General features: G+C 73.6%; 24 protein-coding genes and 1 pseudogene. 18 read left to right on the top strand and 7 right to left on the bottom strand.

The annotated features are described in order from the left end of the window. Positions 1-2: 2 nt before the first annotated feature. Genes BCAV_RS21650 through BCAV_RS11365 form a run of 4 tightly spaced genes read left to right on the top strand, consistent with a single transcriptional unit; the run spans position 3 to position 5,541 of the window. Positions 3-1,202, top strand: a complete 1,200-nt coding sequence (locus tag BCAV_RS21650; protein WP_144016766.1) for a glycoside hydrolase family 5 protein — start codon at positions 3-5, stop codon at positions 1,200-1,202. After that, entirely contained in the window at positions 1,199-2,674 is a 1,476-nt protein-coding gene (locus BCAV_RS11375; protein WP_015882750.1) for an MFS transporter, read from the top strand. The genes BCAV_RS21650 and BCAV_RS11375 overlap by 4 nt, the downstream gene beginning before the upstream one ends. A gap of 11 nt (positions 2,675-2,685) precedes the next feature. Further along, positions 2,686-3,951 carry an MFS transporter gene (locus BCAV_RS11370; RefSeq protein WP_015882749.1) on the top strand — a complete coding sequence of 422 codons (1,266 nt, stop codon included), beginning with the start codon at positions 2,686-2,688 and terminating at the stop codon, positions 3,949-3,951. A 27-nt stretch (positions 3,952-3,978) separates the two neighbouring features. Then, entirely contained in the window at positions 3,979-5,541 is a 1,563-nt protein-coding gene (locus tag BCAV_RS11365; protein ID WP_015882748.1) for a phytoene desaturase family protein, read from the top strand. Between the two features lie 46 nt (positions 5,542-5,587). On the opposite strand, the gene BCAV_RS11360 is transcribed toward BCAV_RS11365, so the two are convergent. Further along, positions 5,588-5,935 carry a YciI family protein gene (locus BCAV_RS11360; RefSeq protein WP_015882747.1) on the bottom strand — a complete coding sequence of 116 codons (348 nt, stop codon included), beginning with the start codon at positions 5,933-5,935 and terminating at the stop codon, positions 5,588-5,590. A gap of 93 nt (positions 5,936-6,028) precedes the next feature. Continuing rightward, positions 6,029-6,811: a maleylpyruvate isomerase N-terminal domain-containing protein gene (locus BCAV_RS11355; RefSeq protein WP_050761724.1), complete on the bottom strand. Its 783-nt coding sequence runs from the start codon at positions 6,809-6,811 to the stop codon at positions 6,029-6,031. Positions 6,812-6,884: 73 nt separating this feature from the next. Between BCAV_RS11355 and BCAV_RS11350 the strand changes: the two genes are divergently transcribed. Together BCAV_RS11350 and BCAV_RS11345 are read left to right on the top strand one after the other, a co-directional pair. Next, the gene (locus tag BCAV_RS11350) at positions 6,885-9,011 is read left to right on the top strand and encodes a M3 family metallopeptidase (RefSeq protein WP_015882745.1); all 2,127 of its coding nucleotides are present in this window, start codon (positions 6,885-6,887) and stop codon (positions 9,009-9,011) included. Between the two features lie 13 nt (positions 9,012-9,024). Further along, the gene (locus BCAV_RS11345) at positions 9,025-10,350 is read left to right on the top strand and encodes a M20/M25/M40 family metallo-hydrolase (protein WP_015882744.1); all 1,326 of its coding nucleotides are present in this window, start codon (positions 9,025-9,027) and stop codon (positions 10,348-10,350) included. An 18-nt stretch (positions 10,351-10,368) separates the two neighbouring features. Here the strand turns inward: BCAV_RS11345 and BCAV_RS11340 are convergent, their stop codons facing one another. After that, a complete protein-coding gene (locus BCAV_RS11340; RefSeq protein WP_015882743.1) occupies positions 10,369-10,578 on the bottom strand; it encodes a DUF5703 family protein in 210 nt (69 codons plus the stop codon). 85 nt (positions 10,579-10,663) lie between these two features. On the opposite strand from BCAV_RS11340, the gene BCAV_RS11335 reads away from it, so the two are divergent. Then, entirely contained in the window at positions 10,664-10,942 is a 279-nt protein-coding gene (locus BCAV_RS11335; RefSeq protein WP_015882742.1) for a hypothetical protein, read from the top strand. Between the two features lie 15 nt (positions 10,943-10,957). On the opposite strand, the gene BCAV_RS11330 is transcribed toward BCAV_RS11335, so the two are convergent. Beyond that, positions 10,958-11,923 (bottom strand): aldo/keto reductase, encoded by a 966-nt coding sequence (locus BCAV_RS11330; protein ID WP_015882741.1) that lies wholly within the window; start codon positions 11,921-11,923, stop codon positions 10,958-10,960. A gap of 42 nt (positions 11,924-11,965) precedes the next feature. Between BCAV_RS11330 and BCAV_RS11325 the strand changes: the two genes are divergently transcribed. Next, the gene (locus BCAV_RS11325; protein ID WP_015882740.1) at positions 11,966-12,838 is read left to right on the top strand and encodes an undecaprenyl-diphosphate phosphatase; all 873 of its coding nucleotides are present in this window, start codon (positions 11,966-11,968) and stop codon (positions 12,836-12,838) included. A 3-nt stretch (positions 12,839-12,841) separates the two neighbouring features. On the opposite strand, the gene BCAV_RS21645 is transcribed toward BCAV_RS11325, so the two are convergent. Continuing rightward, complete coding sequence (locus BCAV_RS21645) at positions 12,842-13,822, bottom strand: magnesium and cobalt transport protein CorA (protein WP_015882739.1); 981 nt, start codon at positions 13,820-13,822, stop codon at positions 12,842-12,844. Positions 13,823-13,852: 30 nt separating this feature from the next. Here BCAV_RS21645 and mshC point away from each other — a divergent pair, with 30 nt between their 5' ends. Further along, complete coding sequence (gene mshC / locus BCAV_RS11315; protein ID WP_015882738.1) at positions 13,853-15,115, top strand: cysteine--1-D-myo-inosityl 2-amino-2-deoxy-alpha-D-glucopyranoside ligase; 1,263 nt, start codon at positions 13,853-13,855, stop codon at positions 15,113-15,115. Positions 15,116-15,143: 28 nt separating this feature from the next. Here the strand turns inward: mshC and BCAV_RS11310 are convergent, their stop codons facing one another. After that, positions 15,144-15,995 (bottom strand): PAC2 family protein, encoded by an 852-nt coding sequence (locus tag BCAV_RS11310; RefSeq protein ID WP_015882737.1) that lies wholly within the window; start codon positions 15,993-15,995, stop codon positions 15,144-15,146. 148 nt (positions 15,996-16,143) lie between these two features. Between BCAV_RS11310 and BCAV_RS11305 the strand changes: the two genes are divergently transcribed. From BCAV_RS11305 to arc, 4 genes are all read left to right on the top strand, one after another. Beyond that, positions 16,144-16,887: an HAD family hydrolase gene (locus tag BCAV_RS11305; RefSeq protein WP_015882736.1), complete on the top strand. Its 744-nt coding sequence runs from the start codon at positions 16,144-16,146 to the stop codon at positions 16,885-16,887. Next, positions 16,884-18,005 carry a site-2 protease family protein gene (locus BCAV_RS11300; RefSeq protein WP_015882735.1) on the top strand — a complete coding sequence of 374 codons (1,122 nt, stop codon included), beginning with the start codon at positions 16,884-16,886 and terminating at the stop codon, positions 18,003-18,005. Before BCAV_RS11305 ends, BCAV_RS11300 begins: the two co-directional genes overlap by 4 nt. A 13-nt stretch (positions 18,006-18,018) precedes the next feature. Continuing rightward, positions 18,019-19,047, top strand: coding sequence for a tRNA (adenine-N1)-methyltransferase (locus BCAV_RS11295; protein ID WP_015882734.1), 1,029 nt, complete (start codon positions 18,019-18,021; stop codon positions 19,045-19,047). An 88-nt stretch (positions 19,048-19,135) separates the two neighbouring features. Continuing rightward, complete coding sequence (arc, locus tag BCAV_RS11290) at positions 19,136-20,818, top strand: proteasome ATPase (RefSeq protein WP_015882733.1); 1,683 nt, start codon at positions 19,136-19,138, stop codon at positions 20,816-20,818. Positions 20,819-20,982: 164 nt separating this feature from the next. On the opposite strand, the gene BCAV_RS22965 is transcribed toward arc, so the two are convergent. Further along, positions 20,983-21,471 carry a hypothetical protein gene (locus BCAV_RS22965; protein ID WP_015882732.1) on the bottom strand — a complete coding sequence of 163 codons (489 nt, stop codon included), beginning with the start codon at positions 21,469-21,471 and terminating at the stop codon, positions 20,983-20,985. Between the two features lie 289 nt (positions 21,472-21,760). On the opposite strand from BCAV_RS22965, the gene dop reads away from it, so the two are divergent. The 5 genes and pseudogenes from dop (at position 21,761) to pafA (ending at position 26,476) form a co-directional block, all read left to right on the top strand. Then, a complete protein-coding gene (gene dop / locus BCAV_RS11280; RefSeq protein WP_015882731.1) occupies positions 21,761-23,365 on the top strand; it encodes a depupylase/deamidase Dop in 1,605 nt (534 codons plus the stop codon). Positions 23,366-23,403: 38 nt separating this feature from the next. Further along, a complete protein-coding gene (locus BCAV_RS11275; protein WP_015882730.1) occupies positions 23,404-23,592 on the top strand; it encodes a ubiquitin-like protein Pup in 189 nt (62 codons plus the stop codon). Continuing rightward, positions 23,589-24,407 (top strand): proteasome subunit beta, encoded by an 819-nt coding sequence (gene prcB / locus BCAV_RS11270; RefSeq protein WP_015882729.1) that lies wholly within the window; start codon positions 23,589-23,591, stop codon positions 24,405-24,407. The genes BCAV_RS11275 and prcB overlap by 4 nt, the downstream gene beginning before the upstream one ends. Continuing rightward, positions 24,404-25,109: pseudogene (gene prcA, locus BCAV_RS23215) on the top strand (proteasome subunit alpha). The gene prcB and the pseudogene prcA overlap by 4 nt, the downstream one beginning before the upstream one ends. Next, positions 25,106-26,476, top strand: a complete 1,371-nt coding sequence (gene pafA / locus BCAV_RS11265) for a Pup--protein ligase (RefSeq protein WP_043349525.1) — start codon at positions 25,106-25,108, stop codon at positions 26,474-26,476. The pseudogene prcA and the gene pafA overlap by 4 nt, the downstream one beginning before the upstream one ends.

Raw genomic sequence — 26,476 nt, 5'->3', positions numbered from 1 at the left:
CGATGGCGCACCGCATCGTGGCGCGCGGCACGAGCTTCGTCGACGAGGCCGGCCGCGAGCGCATCTTCCATGGCATCAACCTCGTCGAGAAGGGGCACGACGACGGCTCCGGCACGCGCACCTATCGCGGCGTGTGGACCCCTGCGGACCTCGACGACCTCGCCGACGCCGGGTTCGACCTGGCGCGGCTCGGGTTCGTCTGGGCCGCCGTCGAGCCGGAGCCAGGCAGGTACGACGAGTCCTACCTGGCGTGGCTCGAAGAGCAGGTCGACCTGCTCGCGGCACGCGGCTTCCACGTCATCCTGGACGCTCATCAGGACCTCTACTCGGATGCGTTCGGCGACGGCGCCCCGGCGTGGGCGACGCTCACGGAGCAGCCGTTCGAGCCCACCGAGCTGTGGAGCGACGCCTACCTGACCTCACCGGCGGTGCACGAGGCGTGGGACGCGTTCTGGGCGAACCGGCCCGGACCCGGCGGCGTCGGGATCCAGGACCGGTTCGTCGCCATGTGGCGGACGGTCGGCGCGCGCCTCGGGGGGCGCGAGGCGGTGCTCGGCTTCGACGTCCTCAACGAGCCCGTGCCAGGATCCGGTGCACCCGAGATCTTCGGGTACCTGCTCGGCACGTTCGGCGAGCTCACCGGGCTCGGCGACGCCACGCAGATGGCGGCCGCGTTCGCCGACCCGGCCCGCAAGCTCGCGGCGCTCGACCACCTCACGGACGCCGACCTGTACCGCGCCCTCGGCGACGCCGCCGCCCCGATCGCGGCCCCGTTCGAGACGGACGTGCTCGACCCGTTCTACGCACGCCTCGCGGCGGCGCTCTCCGAAGCAGCGCCCGGCGTCGTCGTCCTCCGGGGGAACGGCTATTTCTCGAACATGGGCGTGCCGTGCGCGGCGAACGTCGCCCCGGGCGCGTACGCGCCGCACGGGTACGACCTCGTGGTCGACACCGACGCCGTCCCGCTCGCCAGCGACGAACGCGTCGCCGTCATCTTCGAACGGCACCGCGAGACCCAGGAGCGGCTCGGCGTGCCGGTGATCGTGGGGGAGTGGGGCGCGTTCGGCAGGCACGAGGGCGTGCGCGCCCACGGGAGGTTCCTCCTCGACCTGTTCGCCTCCTACGGCTGGAGCCACGCCTACTGGTGCTGGGAGCCCGGCCTCTTCGAGACCGAGGCCGGGGCGCTGCTCCGCCGGCGATGAGCGCCCTCGCGGCGTGGCGGAGGCACTACCGGCTCGACGCGCCCGGCCTGACGTTCCGGGAGAAGGTGCTCATCGCCATGCCGCTGCCCGCGGCGATGATGAGCAGCGTCCTCATCCACAACGTGTACGTGAAGTTCTACACGGACGTCATCGGGCTCGAGCCGCAGTACGTCGGTTGGGTGTACCTCGCGTTCAACATCTGGAACGTCCTCAACGACCCGGTGTTCGGCGTCGTCATCGACCGGATGTCGTACCGCACGGGCAAGGGCAAGTTCCTGCGCGTCATGCGCGTGACGGCGCCGTTCATGGTGCTCGGCCTCGTCGCGATGGCGTGGGCGCAGCCGACCTGGTCGCAGGCGACGCTCTTCGTCGTCTTCCTCGCCCAGCTGTTCCTGTTCGACGTCGCCGCGACGTTCTTCACGATCTCCGCCACGAGCTACGGCTACGTCGCCGCGCCCACGCGCGAGCAGCGTCTCGACGTCGACGTCGTGCGGTCCTGGCTGAGCAACGGCTTCAGCTTCCTCGCGACGGTCGTCGCCACCCAGCTGCTCGTCGGCGACCTGGTGACGGAGCACACGACCATGGCGCTCCTGCTCATGGGTGTCGCGCTCGTGAACGGGGCGATCTACGCCGTCGCGCTCGCGAACCTCAAGGACCCGCCGGAGCTGTACGCGCGCGGCAACGCGGAGGGCCGACCGACGTGGCCCGAGCTGCGCCGCGACGTGCTGAGCATCCTGCGGATGCGCGCGTTCTGGACGTGGTTCGGGTACGGGCTGCTCGCCCAGGCGCCGATGGGCGTGTACTTCACGGCGTTCCTCTACTTCATGGACCACGTCGTGCGCTCCCAGGGGTTCGAGGCGACGATCGCCGACACGGCGCCGATGATCCTCGTCCTGGCCGCGCTCCCGTTCGTCGCGAACGCGGTGAAGCGAATCGGCGGGAAGCGGTCGATATTCCTCGGTTCCGTGCCGTACGTCGCCGGGTTCGCCGCGCTGTTCTGGCTCGCGACGGCGTGGTGGCACGTCGGCCTGTGCTACCTCCTCATCATGTTCGGGCGGTACACGATGTCGACCGCCGGCGCCCCGCTCGAGGCAGCTCTCATCGACGAGAACGAGATGCTGACCGGCACGCGCAAGACCGGCCTGTTCGCCTCGGTCCGCGCGCTGCTCTCGGCGCCGGTGGCGGGCGCTCAGCTCGCGATCTTCATGGCGATCATCGGTGCGTTCGGGTACGACGGCACGGCCCCCGAGCAGTCAGCCGGGGCCGTGCTCGGGATCCGGGTCGCGACGGCGCTCGTGCCGATCGCGTTCTGCCTGCTCGGTCTCGTGCCGCTGGTGTTCTTCCCGTACGGGCGCGAGAAGGAGCGTGAGCTCTCGGAGTTCAGCCTCGCTCGCCGTACCGAGGCGGTGCAGCCCACGCCGGCGCCGTCCGCCGCCCCGGGTCCCGGCGCCGGAGATCCCGCCGCCCCGTAGGCTCGTGCGTCGTGCGGGTGGACGACGGCGGCGCGGGCGGCGGCGGTGCCGGTCACGATCCGGGTCCACCGGGTGGTCCCGCGCGACTGCCCCGCGGCCTCACCGTCGCGTTCGGGCTCGTCGTGGTCGTCGCGTTCGGGTCGTGGTTCTACGGGTACGGCGTGCTCGTCGAGCCCATCGTGCGCGAGACCGGATGGAGCGAGTCCGCGCTCTCGTCCGCGTACGGGATCGGGTTGCTCGGCGTCGGGGTCGGCGCCGTCGTGGCCGGCCGGGTGGTCGACCGGTGGGGCGGGCGGCCCGTGTTCCTCGGCGGGGCCGCCGGGACCCTCGTCGGCACGGTCGTCGTCGCGCTGGCGCCCTCAGCGCCCGTGTTCGTCGTCGCAGCCGTGCTCACGCAGACGTGCGTCGGCGGGGCCGGGTACTACGCGGCCGTGCACGCGACGATCTCGCGGCTGGTCCCCGCCGCGCGGGTGCGCGCGATCACGACGAACACGCTGTGGGGCGCGTTCGCGAGCCCGGTCTTCCTGCCGCTCGTGGCGTGGCTCGTGCTCGGGGTCGGCTGGCGTGCGGCCATCGCGATCGTCGGAGCGACGGTCGTCGCGGCGTTCGCCCTGGCGGCCGCGCTGGTCCCGCCGATGCCGCCGGCGTCGCCCTCACCCCGCAGCCTCGCGGGCGACCTGGCGCACGCCGTCCGTTCCCCGCTCACGCGGCGGCTCCTCGTGGTCGCGCTCTGCGGCGGCGCGGCGTCGTCGGTGATGTTCCTGTACCAGGTGCCGGCGATGGTGACGGCGGGGCTCGCGCTCGGCACCGCCTCCGCGCTCGCCGGCCTGCGCGGCCTGTTCCAGCTCGCCGGCCGGCTGCCGCTGCCGTGGGCGGTCCGCCGGGTCGGGGCGCGGCCGCTGTTCCGCGCGAGCATCGCCGCGATGGGGGTCGGCTCCCTGCTCCTCCTCGCGTCCGGCAACCTCGTGGTCGCGCTCACGTTCGCCGTCGTCGTGGGCACGGCCGTCGGCGCCCTCACCACGCTCGAGAGCATCTACGCGGCCGAGATCGTCACGGCGTCGATGCTCGGGACGGTGCTGGGCGCCTACTCGCTCGTGCGCGGCATCGGGTCGGCGCTCGGACCCGTCGGAGCCGGTCTCGTGACCGAGGCGACCGGAGGGCGCGCGCTCGCGCTCGTGGTCGTGGCGGTCATCGCCGTCGTCGGCGCGGTGGCCGTGCCGCCGCCGGCACCACGGCCCGAGCAGCCCGCGGGGCGGCCGGGGCCGGCGGGGGCGTGACGCGGGACGAGCCGCGATGATGGGGCGATGCTCACGCTCCCCGCCCGGGCCGACGTCGTCATCCTCGGCGGTGGGCACAACGCCCTCGTGGCCGCCGCCTACCTCGCACGGGAAGGGCTCGACGTCGTCGTCCTCGAACGGCTCGACCACGTCGGCGGCGCCGCGGTCAGCGAGCGGCCGTGGCCGGGACTCGACGCCCGGCTGTCCCGGTACTCGTACCTCGTGAGCCTGCTGCCGGACGCGCTCGCCGCCGACCTCGGGCTCCGGGTGCAGCTCCGCGACCGCGCTACGGCGTCGTACACCCCGTACCCGGGCGGTGGTCTGCTCGTCGAGTCGGAGGAGGGCGAGGCCACCCGTGCCTCGTTCCGCGCGCTCACGGGTGCCGACGACGAGTACGCGGCGTGGCGCAGCCTCGCGGACGGGCTGGGCGAGCTCGCCGCGGCCGTCGCGCCGACCCTGCTCGGGCCGCTGCCCGACGTCGCCGACGTGCGCGACGCCGTCGACCCCGGCATCTGGGAGGACGTCGTCCTGCGGCCGATCGGTGCCGCGATCGAGCGCCGGTTCGCCCACGACCTCGTGCGCGGCGTGGTCGCGACCGACGCGCTGATCGGGACGTTCACGTCGCTCTTCGACCCCTCGCTGCTCGCGAACCGGTGCTTTCTGTACCACGTCGTCGGGAACGGGACGGGCCGGTGGCGCGTGCCGGTCGGCGGCATGGGCGCGGTGACGGCCGAGCTCGAGCGGGTCGCGCGCGAGGCGGGTGCGCGCCTCGTCACGGGCGCCGACGTGCACGCCGTCGACGCGGGCGGGGGCGGCGTGGCCGTCGTCCTCGCGGACGGCCGCGCCATCGAGGCACCCCACGTGCTGAGCGGGGTGGCGCCGTCCGTCCTGGCACGGCTGGGCGTGCGGGACGCGAGGGGCGACGTCCCGCCCGCGCCGCGCGGGGCGCAGGTCAAGATCAACCTGCTCGTGGACCGCCTCCCGCGACTGGCCTCGGGGGCGGACCCGGCGGTCGCGTTCGCGGGGACGTTCCACGTCGACGAGCAGCTGTCCCGCCTCGAGGGGGCGTACGCAGCGGCGGCCGCCCGGGAACCGGGTGCGCCCTGGCCCGTCGGCGAGCTGTACTGCCACACGCTCACCGACCGGACCATCCTCGGGCCGCCGCTCCGGGACTCCGGCGCCCAGACCCTCACCTACTTCGGCCTGCACGCGCCGCCGGAGACGCTCACCGACGCCGGGGCGCACGAGCGCGCGTGGCGGGAGGTTGCGAGCGCGCTCCAGGCGCACCTCGCGGAGCCGCTCGACGACCTCCTCGCGAGGGACGCCGACGGCCGTCCGTGCGTCGAGGTCGTGCTCCCGTCCGACCTGGAGCGCGAGCTCGGCATGCCGGGCGGGCACATCTTCCACGGCGACCTCGCCTGGCCGTGGCTCGACGACGGCGAGCGCGCCGGGTCGCCGGCGCAGCGATGGGGTGTCGCGACCGGCCACGAACGGGTCCTCGTGTGCGGGAGCGGCGCGCGACGAGGGGGAGCGGTGAGCGGGCTCGGTGGTCACCACGCGGCGCACGCCCTCCTCGAGATGCGTGAGTGAGGGCGTGCGCGGCGAGGCCTACGACGGGAGTCTCAGCTCGCCGACGTCAGCTCGGCGCGTCCAGGTCGAGCGGCCACACCGGTCGGACCTCGACCCGCCCGAAGCGGGCCATCGGGTGTCGTGACGCGACCTCGATCGCCTCGTCGAGCGAACGCACCTCGATCACGTCGTAGCCGGCGATGCGCTCCCGCGTCTCGGCGAACGGCCCGTCGGTCACGAGCGTCTCCCCGCGGCGCACCCGCACGGTCGTGGCGTCCTCGACGTCGCGCAGGCGGTCGCCGTGCAGCGAGATCCCGCGACGGGTGTTCTCGGCGACCCACTCGGCGATGTCGTCCTTCTCCGGGGAGTACGGCTCGCCGTCGGGGTCGGTGCAGATGAACAGCATGTACCGCATGGGGTTCCTCCTGTGTTCGTGCGAGCCGCCGGCGTCGCTTCGTGCGGATGACGCCCGCCGGGGCCCGGAATCGACACGACGGGCGCGGCGTCGTCATCGCACCCTCTGCGTGCCGCGCCACAGGTCGATGACGTCCGGACGGTCACCGGCCGAGATCTCCGTGCCGCGGTTCCACAGGCCGAGGTACAGCTGGACCGCGGTGCCGGAGATCTCGGCGTCGGCGCGCGATGGAACCGTCGCGGACGACACACGGACCGCGGCGAGGTGCTCATCGGCGTCGACCAGCCACACCTCGGCGGCGTCCGTCGGTGACACGGCGAGGCTCAGGCGATCCTGCGCGGCGAGCCGCGGATAGCGGTTCCGGGTGAGGAACCCGGCGAGGAGCTCGTCGATCCCGTCCAGCGCGAGCTCGGCGTCGATCCCGGCCGCCTCTGCCGCCTCCGCGGAGCTCGGAGTGCGCCCGAGCACCGCCGCGACGGCGTCGACGGCGTGGATGGTCGTCTCGTGCGCCTGCCGTCGGGCCCAGAACGCCCGAGGGGGCGGAGCGTCGTTGAGGAACGTCACGGCCTGCAGGTCGACCGGGGCGGCCTCGAGCGCCTCGAGCAGCGCGTCGAGGCCGGAGCGGTAGTAGCCCGGCAGGTCGGTCTGCCCGGCGGCGAGCGACTCCTCGGACGGCTCTGCAGGGTCGTCGCCGCGCACGTGTGACGTCGCCCACCGATGGATGGTGGCCTGGTGCGCGAGCAGGTGTCGCGCCGTCCAGGCCGGACACGTCGGGACCGTGGCTCCGTCACCAGCACGTTCGACGTGCTCGACGAGCGCGGACCCGGCTCGCGCCAGTGCTGCGAGGTGCTGCTCGATCGCCAACGTCGTGGCCATGCGCAGAGTGTGGCGCACGTCGTCGATATCCGGCTGTGAGCTGGAGCAGGCGAGGCTTCCCGCTGCGGTATGAATGGGGACTGTGACTGCCACCACCCCGGGCCCTGACGCCGTCGACCTCCCCGCCGACAACCCGTTCGCCGCACCCTCCGCGCTGCCGTACGGGCTGCCGGACCTCGCCGCTGTCCGCATCGAGCACTTCCGGCCCGCGATCGCCGCCGGTCTCGCACAGCAGCGGGCGGAGTGGGAGGCGGTGGCGACCGACGCGAGCGGCGACGCGCCGACGCCGGCGAACACGATCGAGCCGCTCGAGCGTTCGGGCCGGCTCCTGGGTCGCGTGCTCCGCGTCTTCTTCACGTACGCCAGCGCTGTCGGCGGCGACGAGATCGACGCCATCGCCGCCGACGTGGCACCGGAGCTGAGCGCGCACCACGACGCGTTCGTGCTCGACGCCCGGCTGTTCGCCCGGTACGAGACGATCGAGGCCGGCGCGACGGCGGGCGGAGCGGACGGCGTCGAGCTGGACGACGAGACCGCCTGGCTGCTGCAGCGGCTGCGCACCGACGCCGTCCGGGCCGGCGTCCGGCTCCCGGAGGCGGAGCAGGAGCGTCTGCGCGAGCTCAACGCCCGTCTCACGTCACTGCAGACGGACTTCGGCCAGCGCGTCGTCGCCGGGATGCAGGCGGCCGCCGTGGAGGTGACCGACGCCGACGAGCTCGCCGGCCTCGGGGCCGACGAGATCGCGGCGCTCGCGCAGACCGCCGCGGACCGCGGCCGGGACGGCTACCTCGTGACGATGATCCTGCCCACGTCGCAGCCCATCCTCACGAGCGCGACGAACCGCGACCTGCGGGCGCGCGTGCACGCGGCGTCGACGGCACGAGGCACCGGCGGTGACGCCGACTCCGACACGCGCGCGACGCTCCTCGAGATCGTGCGCCTCCGCGCGGAGCGCGCAGCCCTCCTCGGATACCCGCACCACGCGGCCTACGTGGCCGAGGACGGCACGGCGAAGACGACCGAGGCGGTCATGGCGATGCTCGGGCGGCTCGCCCCGCCCGCCGTCCGCAACGCCGGCGCGGAGGCGGACGAGCTGCGCACCGCCCTGGCGGCCACGGACCCCGGTGCCGAGCTCGCGCCGTCGGACTGGCCGCTCCTGGCCGACCGGGTCCGGGCGGAGCAGTTCGCGTTCGACCAGGCCACGCTCCGCCCGTACCTCGAGCTCGACCGCGTGCTGCGCGACGGCGTGTTCTTCGCGGCGAACCGGTTGTACGGGCTGACGTTCACGGAGCGCCCCGACCTGGCGGGGTACGCCGACGGCGTCCGCGTGTGGGAGGTGCGTGAGGAGGACGGCACCGGGCTCGGACTGTTCGTCGGCGACTACTACGCCCGGGAGCACAAGCGTGGCGGCGCATGGATGAACAGCTTCGTCGAGCAGTCGCACCTGCTCGGCGAGCAGCCCGTGGTGCTCAACAACCTCAACGTCACGCGCCCGCCAGCGGGCGAGCCGGCGCTGCTGACGTGGGACGAGGTCATCACCGCGTTCCACGAGTTCGGGCACGCCCTGCACGGGCTGTTCTCCGACGTGCGGTACCCCACGTTGTCCGGCACGTCGGTGCCGCGCGACTTCGTCGAGTACCCGTCCCAGGTCAACGAGATGTGGGCGTGGCACCCCGAGGTCCTCGCGCGGTACGCCCGCCACCACGAGACCGGGGAGCCTCTCGACGCGGACCTCGTGGAGCGCCTGCGGGCGTCGCAGCAGTACGGCGAGGGGTTCGCGACCACCGAGTACCTCGGTGCCGCCCTCCTCGACCAGGCGTGGCACCAGCTCGCCGTCGGCGACGTCCCCGCGGAACCGGACGACGTCGTCACCTTCGAGGACGCCGCTCTGGAGCGCCTCGGCGTCGCGGTGCCGCTCGTGCCGCCGCGGTACCGCTCGACGTACTTCAACCACACGTTCGGCGGCGGGTACGACGCCGGGTACTACTCGTACATCTGGTCGGAGGTGCTCGACGCCGACACCGTGGAGTGGTTCCGTGAGGGCGAGCACGGTGGCCTCACACGCGAACGGGGTCAGCGGTTCCGGGAGGCGCTGCTGTCCCGCGGGCACGCGGGGGACCCGCTCGGCTTCTACCGCGAGCTGCGCGGCCGGGACGCCGACATCACGCCGCTGCTCGTCCGCCGCGGGCTCACGGGCTGAGGAGGAGGACACGATGACCACGCCCAGCACGGCCCCCAGGCCCGAGGACGAGGTCGTCCGGATCTGCCGCGAGCTGATCCGGTTCGACACGTCGAACTACGGAGACGACTCCGGCCCGGGGGAGCGCGCCGCCGCCGAGTACGTGATGGAGCAGCTCACCGAGGTCGGCTACGACCCGGAGATCGTGGAGTCGGCGCCGCGCCGCTCGAGCGTGCTGCTGCGGATCCCGGGGACGGATCCCACCCGTCCGGCCCTCGTGGTGCACGGCCACACCGACGTCGTCCCGGCCGAGGCGTCCGACTGGAAGGTCGACCCGTTCGGCGGCGACGAGATGGACGGTCTCGTGTGGGGCCGCGGCGCCGTCGACATGAAGGACATGGACGCGATGATCCTCGCCGTCCTGCGGGACATGGCGCGCACCGGCTGGCGCCCGCCGCGGGACCTCGTCATCGCGTTCTTCGCCGACGAGGAGGCGGGCGGGGCGCTCGGGGCCCGCTGGGTGGTCGACAACCGGCCGGAGGTGTTCGAGGGGGCCACGGAGGCGATCAGCGAGGTCGGGGGCTTCTCCGTGGAGGTCGACGGCCGCCGGGCCTACCTGCTGCAGACGGCGGAGAAGGGCATCGCGTGGCTGCGGCTGGTGGCCGACGGCACCGCCGGCCACGGCTCTCAGGTGAACACGGACAACGCCGTCACCCGGCTCGCTGGCGCCGTCGCGCGCATCGGCGCGCACGCCTGGCCACGGCACCTCACGCCGACGGTGCGGGGCCTGCTCGACGGCGTGGCGGACCTGACGGGGACGTCGTGGAGCGAGGACGACCCGGCGAGCGTGACGGCGCTCGTGGACGCGCTCGGCCCGGTCCGCAAGTTCGTCGGGGCGACGCTCGGTGCGAACGCGAACCCCACGCAGCTCGACGCCGGGTACAAGGCGAACGTCGTGCCGGGCAGCGCCAGCGCGGCGATCGACGTGCGGTTCCTCCCCGGCCAGGAACAGGCGACGCTCGACGCGGTCCGGGAGCTCGCGGGGCCGCACGTCCGGCTTCAGGACATCCACCGCGACGTCGCCCTCGAGGTGCCCTTCGCGGGAGGCCTCGTCGACGCGATGGTGGCCTCGCTCGACGCGGAGGACCCCGGCGCCGTCGTCCTCCCGTACATGCTCTCCGGCGGCACCGACAACAAGTCGCTGTCGCGGCTCGGCATCACCGGCTACGGCTTCGCGCCGCTGCGGCTGCCCGCCGACCTGGACTTCGCCGGCATGTTCCACGGCGTGGACGAGCGCGTGCCCGTGGACGCGCTGCAGTTCGGGGTGCGCGTGCTCTCCCGACTTCTGCGGACCTGCTGAGCGACCGGCCGGCGCAGCTCAGAGAGTGCTGGTGACCCTCACGACCTTGCGGCGCAACCAGACCCGGCGGTGCCCGCCGACGTACACGCGGGTCCGCGCAAGCTCCCAGCGGCCGTACTCGGCCTCGTCGGTGAGCATCTGGCGGACGGACCCTCGGCTCGCCGTCCCCGGCAGGGTCAGGACACGGAACTCGTACTGTGCGGGGCGGTGAGCGGTCGCCGTCGGCATCGGGCTCCCTCCTGGTGTTCGTCGCCGCGCCGGAGCGCTGCTTTTGCCGTGTCATTGTGCCCCATGCCGCGCTACGGTTCGGGGTATGGCGACTGACCCGCGTGCCGCGCTCGACCGTCTGTTCGCCGCCTTCGAGGCGCACCTCGACGCGGCGCGCGCCGCTCGGGACGCGGACGCGCCGGTGGTGCTCTCGGCGCAGGCCGCGCTCGCCGACGCGTTCGACACGTACGACGACGCCCTCTTCCGCAGCTACGGCGTCGACACGCCGTTCGACATCTACGAGGACGACGACGAGGACGACGACCTCGACGAGGACGAGGACGACGACGACCTCGAGTCGTTCGACGACGTCGACGAGGCCTGACCGGCCCAGCTCGCCTCAGCGCCGCTCGGGGTAGCCGAGCTCGGGCGCCGTGATCTCGTCGAGGACGGCACGGATCTGCTCGGGCAGCTCGAGGTCGTCGGCGGCGAGGGAGCCGCGCAGCTGAGCTGTCGTCCGGGCGCCGACGACGGCGCAGCCCACCCCGGGAGCGTCGCGCACCCACGCCAGGGCCACCTCCAGCGGGGCACGCCCGAGGCCGTCCGCGGCCGTGACGAGAGCCTCGACCACGGACCGTGCGTCGTCGGTCAGATACGGCTCGACGAAGCCCCGCAGGTGGGGCGACGCGGCCCGGGAGTCGGCGGGCACGGACCGTCGGTACTTTCCGGTGAGCACGCCGCGCCCGAGCGGCGACCACGCCATGACGCCCAGCCCGAGCTCGTGCGCGGCGGGCACGAGCTCCCGCTCGATCCCGCGCTCGAGCAGGGAGTACTCCACCTGCGCCGCCGCCAGGGGGACGCCCGCGGCGGCCGCCAGGGTGGCGGCGTGCGCGGTGCTCCAGCCCGGATGGTTCGCGAGTCCCGCGTACCGCGTGCGGCCCGTCCGGACGGCGACGTCGAGCGCTGAGACGGTCTCCGCCATCGTCGTGCCGGAGTCGGGGGCCTGCACGAGCCACAGGTCGACGTGGTCGGTGCCGAGCCGGCGCAGGGACGCGTCGAGCGTGTCGAGGAGCGCGCCGCGCCCGGCGTCGACGCGGACGCCGTCGGGCCCGCGGCGGGCTCCCGCCTTCGTGCACAGCACGACCTCGTCGCGCGCGACGACGTCGCGGAGCAGTCCGCCGATGACCTCCTCGGCGGCGCCGTCGCCGTACGAGGCGGCCGTGTCCAGCAGCGTTCCACCGGCCTCGACGAACGCGCGGAGCGAGTCGGCGGCCTCCAGCGCGTCGGTGTCGCGACCCCACGTCATCGTGCCGAGACCGAGGGCGGAGGTGCGCAGGCCCGAGGACCCGAGGCGACGCAGCTGCATGTGCGGCAGGTTATCGCCCGGGCGCGCTTAGGCTGGTCGACCGTGACCTGGTGGGAAGCGATAGTCCTCGGCCTCGTGCAGGCGCTCACCGAGTTCCTCCCGATCTCCTCGAGCGCGCACGTGCGCATCGTCGGCTCGCTCCTGCTGGACGGGGCGGACGTCGGCGCGATGTTCACCGCCGTCATCCAGATCGGGACCGAGCTCGCGGTGCTCGTCTACTTCCGGCACGACATCGCGCGCATCATCGCGGCGTGGTGGCGTTCGCTGCGGGCGCTGCGCCGTCCGGACGGCGGTTGGCGCAACCCGTTCTCGCTCCCCGATCCGGACGCGCGGATGGGGTGGCTCATCATCCTGGGCTCCGTGCCGATCGTCCTGCTCGGCGTGCTGTTCACCGAGGCGATCGAGGGAGCGCTCCGGGACCTGCGGTGGACGGCGGCGACGCTCGTGATCTTCGCCGTGCTGCTCGGCCTCGCCGACCGGTACGGGCGCAAGGAGCGCGAGCTCGACCGGTTGACGGCCCGCCACGGCGTGGCGTTCGGCCTCGCCCAGGCGATGGCGCTGATCCCCGGCGTCTCGCGGTCCGGGGGCACGATCACCGCCGGGCTCGCGATGGGCTACACGCGTGAGGCCGCGGCCCGGTACTCGTTCCTGCTGGCGATCCCGGCGGTGCTGGGTTCCGGTGTGTACGAGGCGGTCCGCGCCGCCGCCGGGCACGAGCAGGGCGGGGTGGCCGTGGGCGTGGGATCGATCGTGCTCGCGACGGCCGTCGCGTTCGTCGTCGGCTTCGCGGTGATCGTCTGGTTCCTGCGCTACGTGACGACCCGGGGCTACGGCGTGTTCGTGGTCTACCGGTTCGCGCTCGCGGCGCTGGTCCTCGTGCTGCTCGCGACAGGGGTCCTCGAGCCGATCTCCTGACGCCTAGAGCCAGCCGGACCGCCGGAACCAGCGGCGCAGTCCGAGCACGACGGCGACCATGAGGGCGACGGCGAGCGGGTAGCCGAAGGTCCACGTCAGCTCCGGCATGTGGTCGAAGTTCATGCCGTAGATGCCGGCGATGAGCGTCGGCACGGTGATGAGCGCGGCGTACGCGGAGATCTTCCGCATGTCCTCGTTCTGCTGCACCTGGACCAGCGTGAGGTGCGCGGTGAGCATGTCGCCGAGCAGGCGGTCGTCGCTCTCGAGGGCGCGGTTGACGCGGTCGAGGGCGGCGCCGAGGCGGCGCAGCCCCTGTTCGGCACCCTCGGGGAGTCGATCGACCAGGTCCTCGTCGTCCACCACGAGCTCGATCCGGGTGACGAGGGGGTCCAGCGATCGACGCGCGGTGGCGATCGCCCGTTTGACGCGGTAGAGCGCCGCCACCGGGTCGGCGTGCTCCTGGGAGAACACGAGCCGCTCGAGCGCCGCCGTCCGGGCGTCCACGTCCTCCTCGGCGCCCGAGGCGGTGTCAGCGGCGATCGCGAGGACGTGCCGCAGCACCCAGTACGGTCCCGCACCGTTCGGAGCCGGCGCGTCACACACCTGGTCGACGACGTCGTCGAGGATCGCCGCGGACCGGCTCGCCGTCACGACGGCGTCCCGCGAGCAGATCACCACGACCTTCTCGGCGCGGATCTCGTCGTGACTCGAGTCGTACGTCAGCATCGGGACGTGCAGGACGATGACGTCGCTCGTCCCGGACGTCGCGTGCTGACGCGGATCCAGCGTCCGTGCGGCGAGATCGGCGGCGTCCGGGAGGCCGGCGTCCTCGAGCGCGGCGGTGAGCTCACGCGGGGCCAGCTCCGGGTCCGACGGGAGGACGAGGGTGGTCCAGCGGCCGGCGCCGCCGTTGCCGGGCACGGCGGAGTCGTCGCCGTCGACGGCGTCGACGCCCCCGGGCGTCAGCGCGAACGCGTGTCTCATGCTCGGCATTCTGCTCGCTAGGCTGCGCAGGTGCTTGCCTGGTCCTCACCCGACGTCCCCTCCCTCGACGACCCGGGCGAGTGTCCGCGGGAGGTCCGGGTCCGTGACACGGCGACCGGCGAGCTGACACCGGCGGGCCACGACGGCCGTGCGTCGATGTACGTGTGCGGCATCACGCCGTACGACTCGACGCACCTGGGGCACGCGAACACCTACGTGTCCTTCGACCTGCTGGTGCGGGCGTGGCGGGACGCGGGGCTCGCCGTCACGTACGTGCAGAACGTGACCGACGTGGACGACCCGCTGCTCGAGCGCGCCGCGGCCACGGGCGTGGACTGGCGGCAGCTCGCCGCCGACCAGATCGAGCTGTTCCACCACGACATGGTCGCGCTCCGGGTCGTGGCGCCCGAGCACTACATCGGCGCCGTCGAGTCGGTGCCCGACGTCGTGCGCGCGGTCGAGCGGATGCTCGCGGACCGGGCCGCCTACCGGGTGGGTGCGGCCGCCGACGGCGCCGGTGACGGCGACGTCTACGCCGCGCTGTCGGCCGACCCGCGGTTCGGCTCGCTGGGCAGCCTCGACGAGGCCGAGATGCTCGAGCTGTTCGGGGAGCGGGGCGGCGACCCCGACCGACTCGGCAAGCAGGCGCCGCTCGACCCCCTGCTGTGGCGTGTCGAGCGCGAGGAGGAGCCCAGCTGGCCGGGGGAGTCGCTCGGCCGGGGTCGCCCGGGGTGGCACATCGAGTGCGCGACGATCGCGGCCCGGTTCCTGGGCGTGCCGTTCGACGTGCAGGGCGGCGGGACCGACCTCGAGTTCCCGCACCACGAGATGAGCGAGAGCCACCTGCGGGTGCTGACGGCGACGGCGCACCCCGCCCGAGCCCACGTGCACGGCGGCATGGTGGCGTACCAGGGCCACAAGATGAGCAAGTCGCGCGGGAACCTCGTGTTCGTCAGCGAGCTCGTCGCGTCGGGCGTCGACCCGATGGCGGTGCGCCTCGTGATCCTCGCCCACCACTACGCCGAGGACTGGGAGTACGAGGCGGGCGCGCTCGGCCTCGCTGAGGAGCGGCTGGCGACGTGGCGGGCGGCTCTCGCCCAGGGGTCCGGACCGAGCGGCGCCGACGTCGTGGCGGGCGTCCGCGCCGCCCTGGCGAACGATCTCGACGCACCCGGCGCCGTCGCCGTCGTCGACGACTGGGCCGCTGCGGCGATCGCCGGGTCGGGCGACGACGCCGCCGCCGGGGCGACGGTCGCGCGAGCCGTGGACGCCCTGCTCGGCGTGGCTCTCTGACCGTCGACGGGACGGCGAGGGCGGCTTCTCAGCGGCCGGCGGAGCCGCCCGTGTCCCGGCGGCGCAGGTAGCGCTCGAACTCGCGGGCGATCGCCTCACCGCTGGCCTCGGGCAGCTCGGCCGTGTCCTTCGCCTCCTCGAGCTGGCGCACGTACTCGGCGATCTCGGGGTCCTCCTCCGCGAGCTGGTCGACGCCGCGCTGCCACGCCCGCGAGTCCTCGGCGAGATCCCCCAGCGGGACCGGCTCCCCGACCAGCTCCTCGAGGCTCGTGAGGAGCGCGAGGGTCGCCTTCGGCGACGGCGGCTGCGAGACGTAGTGGGGCACGGCCGCCCACAGCGACATCGCGTGCAGGCCGCGGCGCTGCGCCTCGTGCGCGAGCACGCCGACGATCCCGACCGGGCCCTCGTAGTCGCTGCCCTCGACGCCGAGCAGGGCCTGGACCCGGGCGTCCTCGGACGTCGTCTGGACCGGGATCGGGCGCGTGTGCGGCACGTCCGCGAGCAGCGCACCGACGCAGATGACCGTGCCGACGCCGAGCCGCTGAGCGACGTCGAGGATCTCCTCGGAGTACGACCGCCAGCGCATCGACGGTTCCACGCCCTGCACGAAGACGACGGTGCGACCCGCGGACGGGCTCGTCGCCACGGAGACGCTCGTGCGCGGCCACGTCAGCCCGCGCGCGCCCGGCCCCTCCACGGAGATGACCGGGCGATTCACCTGGAAGTCGTAGTAGTCCTCGGGATCGAGCTCGTGGGTGGTGCGCGCCTCCCACGCGGTGGCGATGCCGCTCACGGCCTCGCTCGCCGCGCTGCCGGCGTCGTTCCAGCCCTCGAAGGCTGCGAGAAGGAGCGCGGGGTGCTCCTCGTTCTCGATGTCCACGGCTCTACCCTAGGCGCACACCCCGCCCCGACCCTCCGGTGGCGTCGTGGCCGAGGCTCGCCGGCCCGGTACCCTGGATGCTGGCCGTCCCGCGCCACGAGGCGCGCGCCACGCGAGGAGACACCCCCTGAATCCGACGCTACCCGCCGTGCTCCCGAACGCCGCCGACGCCGAGGCTCGGCCCCTGCCCGCGGCCGTGCTGTGGGACATGGACGGCACGCTCGTGGACACCGAGCCGTACTGGATGTCCGCCGAGTTCGAGCTGGTGGCGGCGGCGGGCGGCACCTGGACGCACGAGGACGCCGTCGCGATCGTCGGGCAGCCGCTCGTCGAGTCCGCGGCCGTGCTGCGCAGCAAGGGCGGCGTGGTCGGGACCGACGAGGAGATCGTGACGACGCTGCTCGAGCGGGTCGTCGGCCGGGTCCGCGACGAGGGCGCGCCGTGGCGTCCCGGCGCCCGCGAGCTGCTCGCCGAGCTGCGGGCCGCCGGCGTGCCCATGGCCCTGGTGACCATGTCCTACCGAGAGCTCGCCGACGTCGTCCTGGCGGCCCTGCCGGACGGCACGTTCGACGCGGTGGTGACGGGCGACGTCGTCACGCACGGCAAGCCGCACCCCGAGCCGTACCTCACGGCCGCGCGCCTGCTGGGCGTCGACGTGGCCGACACCGTGGCCGTCGAGGACTCGGTGCCCGGCGTCGCGTCGGCGGAGGCGGCCGGCGCCCGGACCATCGCGGTCCCGATGCAGGTGGCGGTGCCGGCGGCTCCCGGCCGGAGCCGGCTCGCCACGCTCGACGGCGTCGGCCCGGCGCTCCTCGCGAGGGTCGCCGCGGGCGAGGTCATCGACACCGTCGGCCCGGAACCCCGCGCCGCCGTCGATCCCGCCCGGCCATGACCCCGTCGGCCGCCCGGCCGCGGCGATCCGGCTCCGGGTGGCGGATCGGGAGCTTCGGCGGTGCGCCGGTCATGCTCGCGCCGTCGTGGCTGCTCGTCGCCGCCGTCCTGACGGTGCTGTTCCTGCCGGTCGTGCAACGCGGGGCGCCGGGGCTCGGCGTGGTCGGATCGGTGCTCGCCGCGGCGGGCTTCCCGATCCTGCTGTTCGTGTCGGTCCTGCTGCACGAGCTGGCTCACGGCGCGGCGGCGCGGAGGTTCGGCGTCGGCGTCCGCGAGTACGTCGTCACGTTCTGGGGCGGGCACACGCAGTTCGACCGCGAGGTGGGGACCCCCGGGGCCTCGGCGGCGATCGCGGCCGCCGGCCCCGCGGCGAACGCCGTCCTCGCCGGCGCGGGGTGGGTGGCGCTGGCCACCGGGGGAGTCGGCGGCGTGGGCGCCGTGCTGCTCGCCGCGGCCACGTACGCGAACGGCATCGTCGCCGTCTTCAACCTGCTGCCCGGCAACCCGCTCGACGGCGGTCGCATCCTCGAGGCGCTCGTGTGGCGGATCTCCGGGGACCGCGACACCGGCGCCATCGGAGCGGGCTGGACCGGTCGCGTCGTCGCCGTCGGGATCGTCGTCTGGTTCCTCGGGCGTCCGCTGCTCGACGGCGGCACACCCTCGCTCACCACGGCGGTGTGGGCGCTGCTCATCGCCGGCCTGGTCTGGTCGGGGGCGAGCGCGTCCATCCGGCAGGCGCGGCGCTCGCGTGCCGCCGCCTCGTTCGACCTGCGCGGACTCGTCCGGCCCGTGACGCAGGCTCGCGTCGGCGCGAGCGTCGCCGAGCTCCCCGGCGGGGACGTGGTGCTCGTCGACGACGCCGGCCGGCCCGTGGCCGTCGTCTCGCCCGACGCCCTCGCGCGGGTCCCGACGGAGGCACGCGCCGCGACGCCCGCGGGCGCCGTCGCGACGGCGCTGCCCGTCGAGGCGCTCGTCACCGAGTGGACGGGTGCCGGCGCGCTCGGCCAGGTGGCGCGGGCGGCGCGGACCTCGGCCGTGGTGGTGCTGGTCGGACCGGGCGGCGTGGCCGGCCTGGTGCGGGTGGACGACGTCGTCCGTCGGCTCGGCCCGGCCGCGTAGGCTGCCGCCCGACATGGATACCGAGCCCGAGCGCCCCGACGCCCCGACCCCCGACCCAGCCGCTGAGGACCTGCCCGTGGGTGCCGCCCTGCGCCGCGGGCCGTTCCGCGAGGGGGAGCGCGTCCAGCTCACCGACCCGCGGGGCAAGCTCCACACGATCACGTTGCGGCGCGGCGCGTCGTTCCAGACGCACCGCGGGTACGTCGGCCACGACGAGCTGCTGGGGCTGCCGGAGGGCAGCGTCGTCGAGACGAACAACGGCGTCGCGTACCTCGCGCTGCGCCCCCTGCTCGCCGACCACGTGCTCTCGATGCCGCGCGGCGCCGCCGTCGTCTACCCGAAGGACGCGGGGCAGATCGTCGCGATGGCGGACATCTACCCGGGGGCGCGCGTCGTCGAGGCCGGAGCGGGCTCCGGTGCCCTGTCGATGTCGCTGCTGCGCGCCGTCGGCGACCACGGGTCGCTCCTGTCCGTGGAGCGCCGCGCCGACTTCGCCGACATCGCCCGGGGCAACGTCGAGTCGTTCTTCGGCAGGCCGCACCCGGCGTGGCGGCTCGAGGTGGGTGACCTCGCTGACGTGCTCGACGGCGTCGACGCGGCGTCGGTCGACAGGGTCGTGCTCGACATGCTTGCCCCGTGGGAGAACCTGGACGCCGTCGCCCGGGTGCTCGTCCCGGGAGGCGTGCTCATCGCGTACGTGGCGACGACGACGCAGCTGTCCCGGTTCGCCGAGGACGTGCGCGACGACGGCCGGTTCAGCGAGCCGACGGCGTGGGAGTCGATGGTGCGCGGGTGGCACCTCGAGGGTCTCGCGGTGCGTCCGCAGCACCGGATGATCGGGCACACGGGCTTCCTCGTGCAGGCCCGGCGGATGGCGCCCGGTGTCCCGCCGCCCCTGCGCCGCCGGCGGCCCGCGAAGGGCGCGTACGCCGAGCAGGAGTGGACGCCGGAGGATCTCGGTGAGCGTGCCGTGTCCGACAAGAAGGTGCGCCGGGTTCGTCGGGACGTCGGCGTGCGAGGTCCGGAGCAGGACGAGGCGTGAGGCGGGCGACGCCGCCACGGGCTGAGACCCGCGCGAGCGGCATCGCCCGACCGGCTTACGCTGGAGACCCCGGCCTCAGGAGGAGTCGATGAGCCAGCAGCACGACGATCGCCGGCCGCCTGACACGGCGGACCGCGACCTGGCACGGCAGGCCACCTCGCTCGCGGAGAAGAACGAGCGGCTGACGGCGGCGCTGACCGCCGCTCGCGCGCAGCTCGTCGAGATGAAGGCGCAGCTCGAGGAGGTCTCGAAGCCGCCGGGCAGCTACGCCTACTTCGCGGCCGCGCACGCCGACGGCACGGCCGACGTGTACTCGGCCGGCCGCAAGCTCAGGCTCGGTGTCGCGCCCAGCGTGCCGCTGGCGAGCCTGCGTCCGGGCCAGGAGGTCCAGCTCAACGAGGCGATGACGGTCGTGGCCGCCGGAGGGTACGAGCCGGTCGGCGAGGTCGTCACCGTCAAGGAGCTCATCGGGTCGGACCGCGCGCTCGTGGTCGGCCGCGCCGACGAGGAGCGCGTCGTGCGCCTCGCGGGCCGGCTCATCGGTGAGAACGTCCGGGTCGGCGACGCGCTGACCATCGAGCCCCGCACCGGGTTCGTGTTCGAGCGGATCCCGCGCTCCGAGGTCGAGGACCTCGTGCTCGAGGAGGTGCCCGACGTCGCGTACGCCGACATCGGCGGCCTCTCCTCGCAGATCGAGGCGATCCGGGACGCCGTCGAGCTGCCCTTCCTGCACCCCGACCTGTTCCGCGAGCACGGCCTGAAGCCGCCGAAGGGCCTGCTGCTGTACGGGCCGCCCGGGTGCGGCAAGACGCTCATCGCGAAGGCGGTCGCGACGTCGCTGGCGCACACCGCCGCACGGCGGGACGCCGACGGCGAGCCCGCGGAGCTGCCGGACGGCGCGGCGCGCAGCTACTTCCTCAACGTCAAGGGCCCCGAGCTGCTCAACAAGTTCGTCGGCGAGACGGAGCGGCACATCCGGCTGATCTTCGCGCGAGCCCGCGAACGGGCCTCGCAGGGGATCCCCGTCGTCGTCTTCTTCGACGAGATGGAGTCGCTGTTCCGCACCCGCGGCACCGGCGTGTCCAGCGACGTCGAGACGACGATCGTGCCGCAGCTGCTCGCCGAGATCGACGGCGTCGAACGGCTCGACAACGTGATCGTCATCGGCGCCTCGAACCGCGAGGACATGATCGACCCGGCCATCCTGCGGCCCGGGCGCCTCGACGTGAAGATCAAGGTCGAGCGGCCCGACGCCGAGGCGGCGCGCGACATCTTCTCCAAGTACCTCGTGGCCGACCTGCCGATCCACCCGGACGACCTCGCGGAGTACGGGAACGACGCGGCCACGACCGTCGCCGCGATGATCGACCGCGCCGTCGGGCGCATGTACTCGACGGCGCCCGAGAACGAGTTCCTCGAGGTGACCTATGCGTCCGGGGACAAGGAGGTCCTGTACTTCAAGGACTTCAACTCCGGCGCGATGATCCAGAACATCGTCGACCGGGCCAAGAAGCACGCGATCAAGGACCTGCTCGCCGGCGGCAGGCGCGGCATCCGGGTCGACCACGTGCTCGAGGCGTGCGTCACGGAGTTCAAGGAGAACGAGGACCTGCCCAACACCACGAACCCGGACGACTGGGCGCGGATCTCCGGCAAGAAGGGCGAGCGCATCGTCTTCATCCGGACGATCGTCCAGAAGAAGTCGGGCGAGACCGTGGGCTCGGTGGCGCGGGCGGTCGAGAACGTCGCGACGCCGGGGCAGTACCTCTAGTCGCTGGCCTCGAGCGGCGCGCGGCGGCTCGCACCCCGACCGTGTCATGAGGGTCCTCACTCGCCGGATCTGGACCCCGATGACACGGTCGAGGCCGGGCGCGGGCTTAGGCGGCGCGACCTGCCGCCCCGACAGGTCCCGCCACCTCGACGCGTGAGCACGGATCAGGGCTCGAGGCCGGCTGAGACCCACTCCCAGGCTTGCTCCACGGTGACGCCGGGAGAGCTCGCGAGGTACTCCCGGTAACGCTCCGGCGTCAGCTCCATGGTGTGGGACCCGAGCATCGTGTCCAGGTCCATCTGGTGGTCGATCGCGCGCCAGGCCCGGATCGTGTCGGCAGACAGCTCCATCACGTGGGCACCCACCAGCGTGTCGATCTCCTCGTCCGGAAGCACGCCGCGCAGCGCCGCGAACGCGGCGGGCGTGAGGCCCATCGTGGCCAGCATGAGGAGGTCGTCGGAGGTGAGCGAGGGGTCGACGGCTCGGTAGGCCGCCACCCCGGACGCCCGGTTCGGGGCTGCATCCGTCGAACCAGCGGCGGGCGGAGCGGTAGCCGCCTGCGGCCGCAGCGCAGCCCGCGCCGCGGTGTAGTTCTCCCCGGTCTCGACCATCCGGCGGCGGACGAGGCGCTTGAAGTCAGAGTCTTCGGTCATGGCAGTCTCCTCAAGGCCGGTCTGCTGCGACCCCAGCGCGCACCAGGTCGACCCGCGAAGGACTGGAACGACTCATGACGACGGATGGCTCGAGGATGTGCTCCCCTTCGTCCTCTGATGCGACCGGGCTGGGGCCGACGCATCGACTGGGCGCTGAGCGAACGCCACTGCACCACAGTCTTCCCCGGGGCGACCTCGTGGCGCAAGAGCCGTCCCCGACCGGCCGCCGAAGCTCCGGGTCGAGGCCGCCGTGACCTCGACACGCGGTCCCGACCGTAGGGTGGGCCGCGTGAGCGTGCGCCGGATCATGGGGATCGAGACCGAGTACGGGATCCTCGGCGGCGACGGCGTCCGGCAGGGTCCGATGGCGCTGTCAGCGATCGTCGTCGCGGCCTACGCCGACCGCACCCGGCGTGCGGGACGCACCCGGTGGAGCTACGAGGACGAGGACCCGCTCCGCGACGCGCGGGGCTGGCGCCTCGACCGGGCCAGCGCGCACCCCAGCCAGCTGACCGACCGTCCGGCGGTCGCGGCGCCGTCCGGCCCGAACGCCGTCACCCACCGCCGCCGCCCGGGCGACGGCGAGCGCGAGGACCCGGCGGCCGCGAACGTCATCCTCACCAACGGCGCCCGGCTGTACGTCGACCACGCGCACCCCGAGTACTCGAGCCCCGAGGTCACGAACCCGCTCGACGGCGTCCTCTGGGACCGCGCCGGCGAACGCGTCATGCTCGACGCCGTCCGCTCGCTCACCACGTCACCGGCGCTGCCCGACGTCGCGCTCTACAAGAACAACGTCGACGGCAAGGGCGCGACGTACGGGACCCACGAGAACTACCTCATGGACCGGTCCGTGCCGTTCGGCGACGTGGTGCGCTACCTGACGCCGTTCCTCGTCACCCGCCAGGTCTTCACCGGCTCCGGACGCGTGGGCATCGGCCCCGCCGGCCAGGTCCCCGGGTTCCAGCTCTCCCAGCGGGCCGACTACATCGAGGCGGAGGTCGGCCTCGAGACGACCCTGCGCCGGCCGATCGTCAACACGCGCGACGAGCCGCACGCAGACCCGGAGAAGTACCGCCGCCTGCACGTCATCGTGGGCGACGCGAACTGCCTCGAGGTGGCCACGTACCTCAAGCTCGGGACGTGCGCGCTGGTGCTGTGGATGCTCGAGACCGGGCGCGTGCCCCTCGCGTGGGAGGCGCTGGCGCTCGCCGACCCGGTGGCGGAGTTCCACGCCGTCAGCCACGACCTGACGCTGACCCACCGGCTGACGACGGCGGACGGCCGCGAGCTCACGGCGCTCGAGATCCAGCGGGTGTACAGCGCCGGGATCGCCGCCGCCGTCGCGGACGCCGCCCGCGAGAGCGGGGAGGCGACGGACGAGGCGACGCTGGACGTGCTCGCCAGGTGGAGCTCGCTCCTGGCCCGGCTCGACGACGACCCGTCGACGTGCGCCCGCGAGGTCGAGTGGCTCGCGAAGCTGCGCGTGCTGGAGGCGATGCGGCGGCGCGACCACCTCGCGTGGGACCACCCCAAGCTCGCCGCGCTCGACCTGCAGTGGTCGGACGTGCGCCCGGAGCGGGGGATCTACGCGCGCCTGCGGGCGTCCGGGGCGGTCGAGACCCTCGTCACGGACGACGACGTCGCCCGCGCGGCCGTGCGTCCGCCGTCCGACACCCGCGCGTACTTCCGCGGCGAGGTGGTGCGGCGCTACCCGGACCAGGTGGCGGCGGCGAACTGGGACTGCGTGATCCTGGACGTCGCCTCCGAGTCGGCACTGCGCCGGGTCCCCATGCTGGAACCCGAACGGGGGACGCGCGCGCACGTCGGTGCGCTGCTCGACGCCAGCCCGGACGCGGGGGCGCTCCTCGCAGCCCTGCTCGCGCCCACTTAGGATCGAGTGAGAAGCAGGCACCACGACAGGAGGTCGACGTGGCAGGACAGGACCAGGTCCGCCCCACCCACCCGGGTGGGGACGACGAGCAGCCACCACCGCCCGCCGCGCCCGCGGCCCGGGCGAGCACCGAGGGCGTGGACGAGCTGCTCAGCGAGATCGACGACGTGCTGGAGACGAACGCCGAGTCCTTCGTGCGCGGGTTCGTGCAGAAGGGCGGCCAGTGAGCACGGGGGGCGATCGGCTCCCCGAGGCGTTCCTGCGGCCCGGGAGCTCGTCGTTCGTCGAGTTCCTGCGCGAGGTCGCCCCGCAGTCCCACCCCGAGCACGCGCGGCCTGCCGGCGCCGGCGACGTGGTGCACGCGACCACGATCGTCGCGCTGAGCTTCGCCGGCGGCATCGTCATGGCGGGCGACCGGCGCGCCACGATGGGCTCGTTCATCGCGCACCGCGAGATCGAGAAGGTCTTCCCGGGCGACGAGTACTCCGCGATCGGCATCGCGGGCACCGCCGGGATCGGTGTCGAGCTCGTGCGCCTGTTCCAGCTGGAGCTCGAGCACTTCGAGAAGATCGAGGGCGCGATGCTGTCGCTCGAGGGCAAGGCGAACCGCCTCACCACGCTCCTGAGGGGCAACCTCGGGCTCGCGCTGCAGGGACTCGCGGCGGTCCCGCTGTTCGGCGGGTACGACCTCGACCGCGCGGCGGGCCGGATCTTCTCCTACGACGTCACCGGCGGCCGCTACGAGGAGCGCAACCACCACAGCATCGGCTCGGGCGGCATGTTCGCGCGCGGGTCGCTCAAGAAGCTGTGGCGCCCCGGCCTCGGTGACCGCGACGCGATCGCCGTCGCCCTCGCCGCGCTCGTGGACGCCGCGGACGACGACTCCGCGACGGGCGGCCCGGACGCGCTCCGGGGGATATTCCCCGTGGTGGCCACCGTCACCGCGGAGGGCTACCGGCGGATCGCCGAGGGCGAGCTGGCCGGCCTCGTCGCGGAGATCGACGCCGCACGGGCCCAGGCCCGGGAGGGGGACACGCGATGAGCATGCCGTTCTACGTCTCGCCCGAGCAGGTCATGAAGGACCGGGCCGACTACGCACGCAAGGGCATCGCCCGCGGCCGGTCCGTCGTCGTCGTCGGCTACGACGACGGCGTCGCGTTCGCGACGGAGAACCGGTCGCGCGCGCTGCACAAGGTCAGCGAGATCTACGACCGGATCGCGTTCGCCGCCGTCGGGAAGTACAACGAGTTCGAGTCGCTGCGGGTCGCCGGGATCCGGTACGCCGACCTGCGCGGGTACTCCTACGACCGGACCGACGTCACCGTCCGGGGCCTCGCCAACGCCTACGCCCAGACGCTGGGCTCCGTGTTCACCACCGAGCAGAAGCCGCTCGAGGTGGAGATCGCCGTGGCGGAGATCGGGACGTCGCAGGACACCGACCAGATCTACCGGCTCAGCTACGACGGCTCGGTCGTCGAGGAGGTCGGCCACGTCGTCATGGGGCGGCGCCGCCGAGCACCTCTCCGACCTCGTCGCGCAGCAGTGGCGTCCGGGCCTCGGCCTGGCCGACGCGCTCCGGATCGCCTTCGACGCGCTCGCGAACCGCGGCGACGAGCCGGCCGCGACGCTCGACCCCGGGAGCCTCGAGGTCGCCGTCCTCGACCGCACCCGGCCCCGTCGCGCGTTCCGCCGGCTCGCACCGGACGACTTCGCCGGTCTCGTGGGCGGGGCGAACGCGACGTGACCGAGCAGCGGCGCCGGATCTTCGGGATCGAGACCGAGTACGGCGTCACGTGCGCGACGCCGGACGGCCGCGGGCTCTCCGCCGACGAGGTGGCGCGCTACCTGTTCCGCAAGGTCGTCGCGTGGGGTCGGTCGAGCAACGTCTTCCTGCGCAACGGTGCCCGGCTGTATCTCGACGTCGGGTCGCACCCGGAGTACGCGACGGCCGAGTGCGACGACGTGCGTGAGCTCGTGGTGCAGGACGCCGCGGGCATGCACATCCTCGAGGGACTCGTCGACGACGCGCAGCGGCGGCTCTCCTCCGAGGGTCTGCCCGGCCGCATCCACCTCTTCAAGAACAACGTCGACTCCGCCGGCAACTCCTACGGCTGCCACGAGAACTACCTCATCCGGCGCCGTGGGGACTTCTCTCGCATGGCCGACGTGCTCGTGCCGTTCTTCATCACGCGGCAGATCCTCACCGGCGCCGGCCACGTGCTGACGACACCGCGCGGCCCGCTGTACTGCTTCTCGCAGCGCGCGGACCACATCTGGGAGGCGGTGTCGTCGGCGACGACGCGGTCCCGGCCGATCATCAACACGCGGGACGAGCCGCACGCCGACGCCGACGCGTTCCGCCGTCTCCACGTCATCGTCGGCGACTCGTCGATGTCGGAGACCACGACGATGCTCAAGGTCGGCATGACCGACCTCGTGCTGCGCATGCTCGAGGACGGGGAGACGTTCCGCGACCTCGCCCTGGAGAACCCGGTCCGCGCGATCCGCGACATCTCGCACGACATCACCGGCCGCGCGAAGGTGACGACGGCGCGGGGGACGACCGTGACGGCGCTGGACGTGCAGGAGGAGTTCCTCACCCGCGCCAAGGCGGCCGCGGCCGACGACGACCGCCCGACGACGGCGCGCGTGCTCGAGCTGTGGGAGCGCGGGCTGCACGCCGTCGCGACCGGGGACCACGGCCTGGTCGACCGCGAGCTGGACTGGGCGATCAAGGAGCGTCTCGTCGACCGCTACCGGGCGACGCACGACGTCCCGCTGGGCGACGCCCGGATCCAGCGACTGACGTTGGCGTACCACGACATCTCGCGCACGGACGGGCTCTTCCACCGGTTGACGGAACGGGGACTCGCCGCGCGGGTCAGCACCGACGTGGAGGTGTTCGAGGCGACGTCCCGCCCGCCGGCGACGACCCGGGCGAAGCTGCGGGGGGACTTCGTGCGGGCGGCGCAGGAGCACCGGCGCGACTACACGGTGGACTGGGTGCACCTCAAGCTCAACGACCAGGCGCAGCGGACGGTGCTGTGCAAGGACCCGTTCCGCAGCAGCGACGAGCGCGTGACGCGGCTGATCGCGTCGATGGACGGCTGA

The organism is Beutenbergia cavernae DSM 12333, assembly GCF_000023105.1.
In the GTDB taxonomy this organism is placed as follows: Bacteria; Actinomycetota; Actinomycetes; order Actinomycetales; family Beutenbergiaceae; genus Beutenbergia; species Beutenbergia cavernae.
Note: the sequence above shows the minus strand (reverse complement) of the source record. Positions and strands in the feature narration are given on the sequence as shown.

Coding starts and splice junctions, on each gene's coding strand:
- BCAV_RS21650 (WP_144016766.1), top strand. CDS start 3: ATGGCGCACCGCATCGTGGCGCGCGGCACGAGCTTCGTCGACGAGGCC.
- BCAV_RS11375 (WP_015882750.1), top strand. CDS start 1,199: ATGAGCGCCCTCGCGGCGTGGCGGAGGCACTACCGGCTCGACGCGCCC.
- BCAV_RS11365 (WP_015882748.1), top strand. CDS start 3,979: ATGCTCACGCTCCCCGCCCGGGCCGACGTCGTCATCCTCGGCGGTGGG.
- BCAV_RS11360 (WP_015882747.1), bottom strand. CDS start 5,935: ATGCGGTACATGCTGTTCATCTGCACCGACCCCGACGGCGAGCCGTAC.
- BCAV_RS11355 (WP_050761724.1), bottom strand. CDS start 6,811: ATGGCCACGACGTTGGCGATCGAGCAGCACCTCGCAGCACTGGCGCGA.
- BCAV_RS11350 (WP_015882745.1), top strand. CDS start 6,885: ATGGGGACTGTGACTGCCACCACCCCGGGCCCTGACGCCGTCGACCTC.
- BCAV_RS11345 (WP_015882744.1), top strand. CDS start 9,025: ATGACCACGCCCAGCACGGCCCCCAGGCCCGAGGACGAGGTCGTCCGG.
- BCAV_RS11340 (WP_015882743.1), bottom strand. CDS start 10,578: ATGCCGACGGCGACCGCTCACCGCCCCGCACAGTACGAGTTCCGTGTC.
- BCAV_RS11335 (WP_015882742.1), top strand. CDS start 10,664: ATGGCGACTGACCCGCGTGCCGCGCTCGACCGTCTGTTCGCCGCCTTC.
- BCAV_RS11330 (WP_015882741.1), bottom strand. CDS start 11,923: ATGCAGCTGCGTCGCCTCGGGTCCTCGGGCCTGCGCACCTCCGCCCTC.
- BCAV_RS21645 (WP_015882739.1), bottom strand. CDS start 13,822: ATGAGACACGCGTTCGCGCTGACGCCCGGGGGCGTCGACGCCGTCGAC.
- BCAV_RS11300 (WP_015882735.1), top strand. CDS start 16,884: ATGACCCCGTCGGCCGCCCGGCCGCGGCGATCCGGCTCCGGGTGGCGG.
- BCAV_RS11295 (WP_015882734.1), top strand. CDS start 18,019: ATGGATACCGAGCCCGAGCGCCCCGACGCCCCGACCCCCGACCCAGCC.
- arc (WP_015882733.1), top strand. CDS start 19,136: ATGAGCCAGCAGCACGACGATCGCCGGCCGCCTGACACGGCGGACCGC.
- BCAV_RS22965 (WP_015882732.1), bottom strand. CDS start 21,471: ATGACCGAAGACTCTGACTTCAAGCGCCTCGTCCGCCGCCGGATGGTC.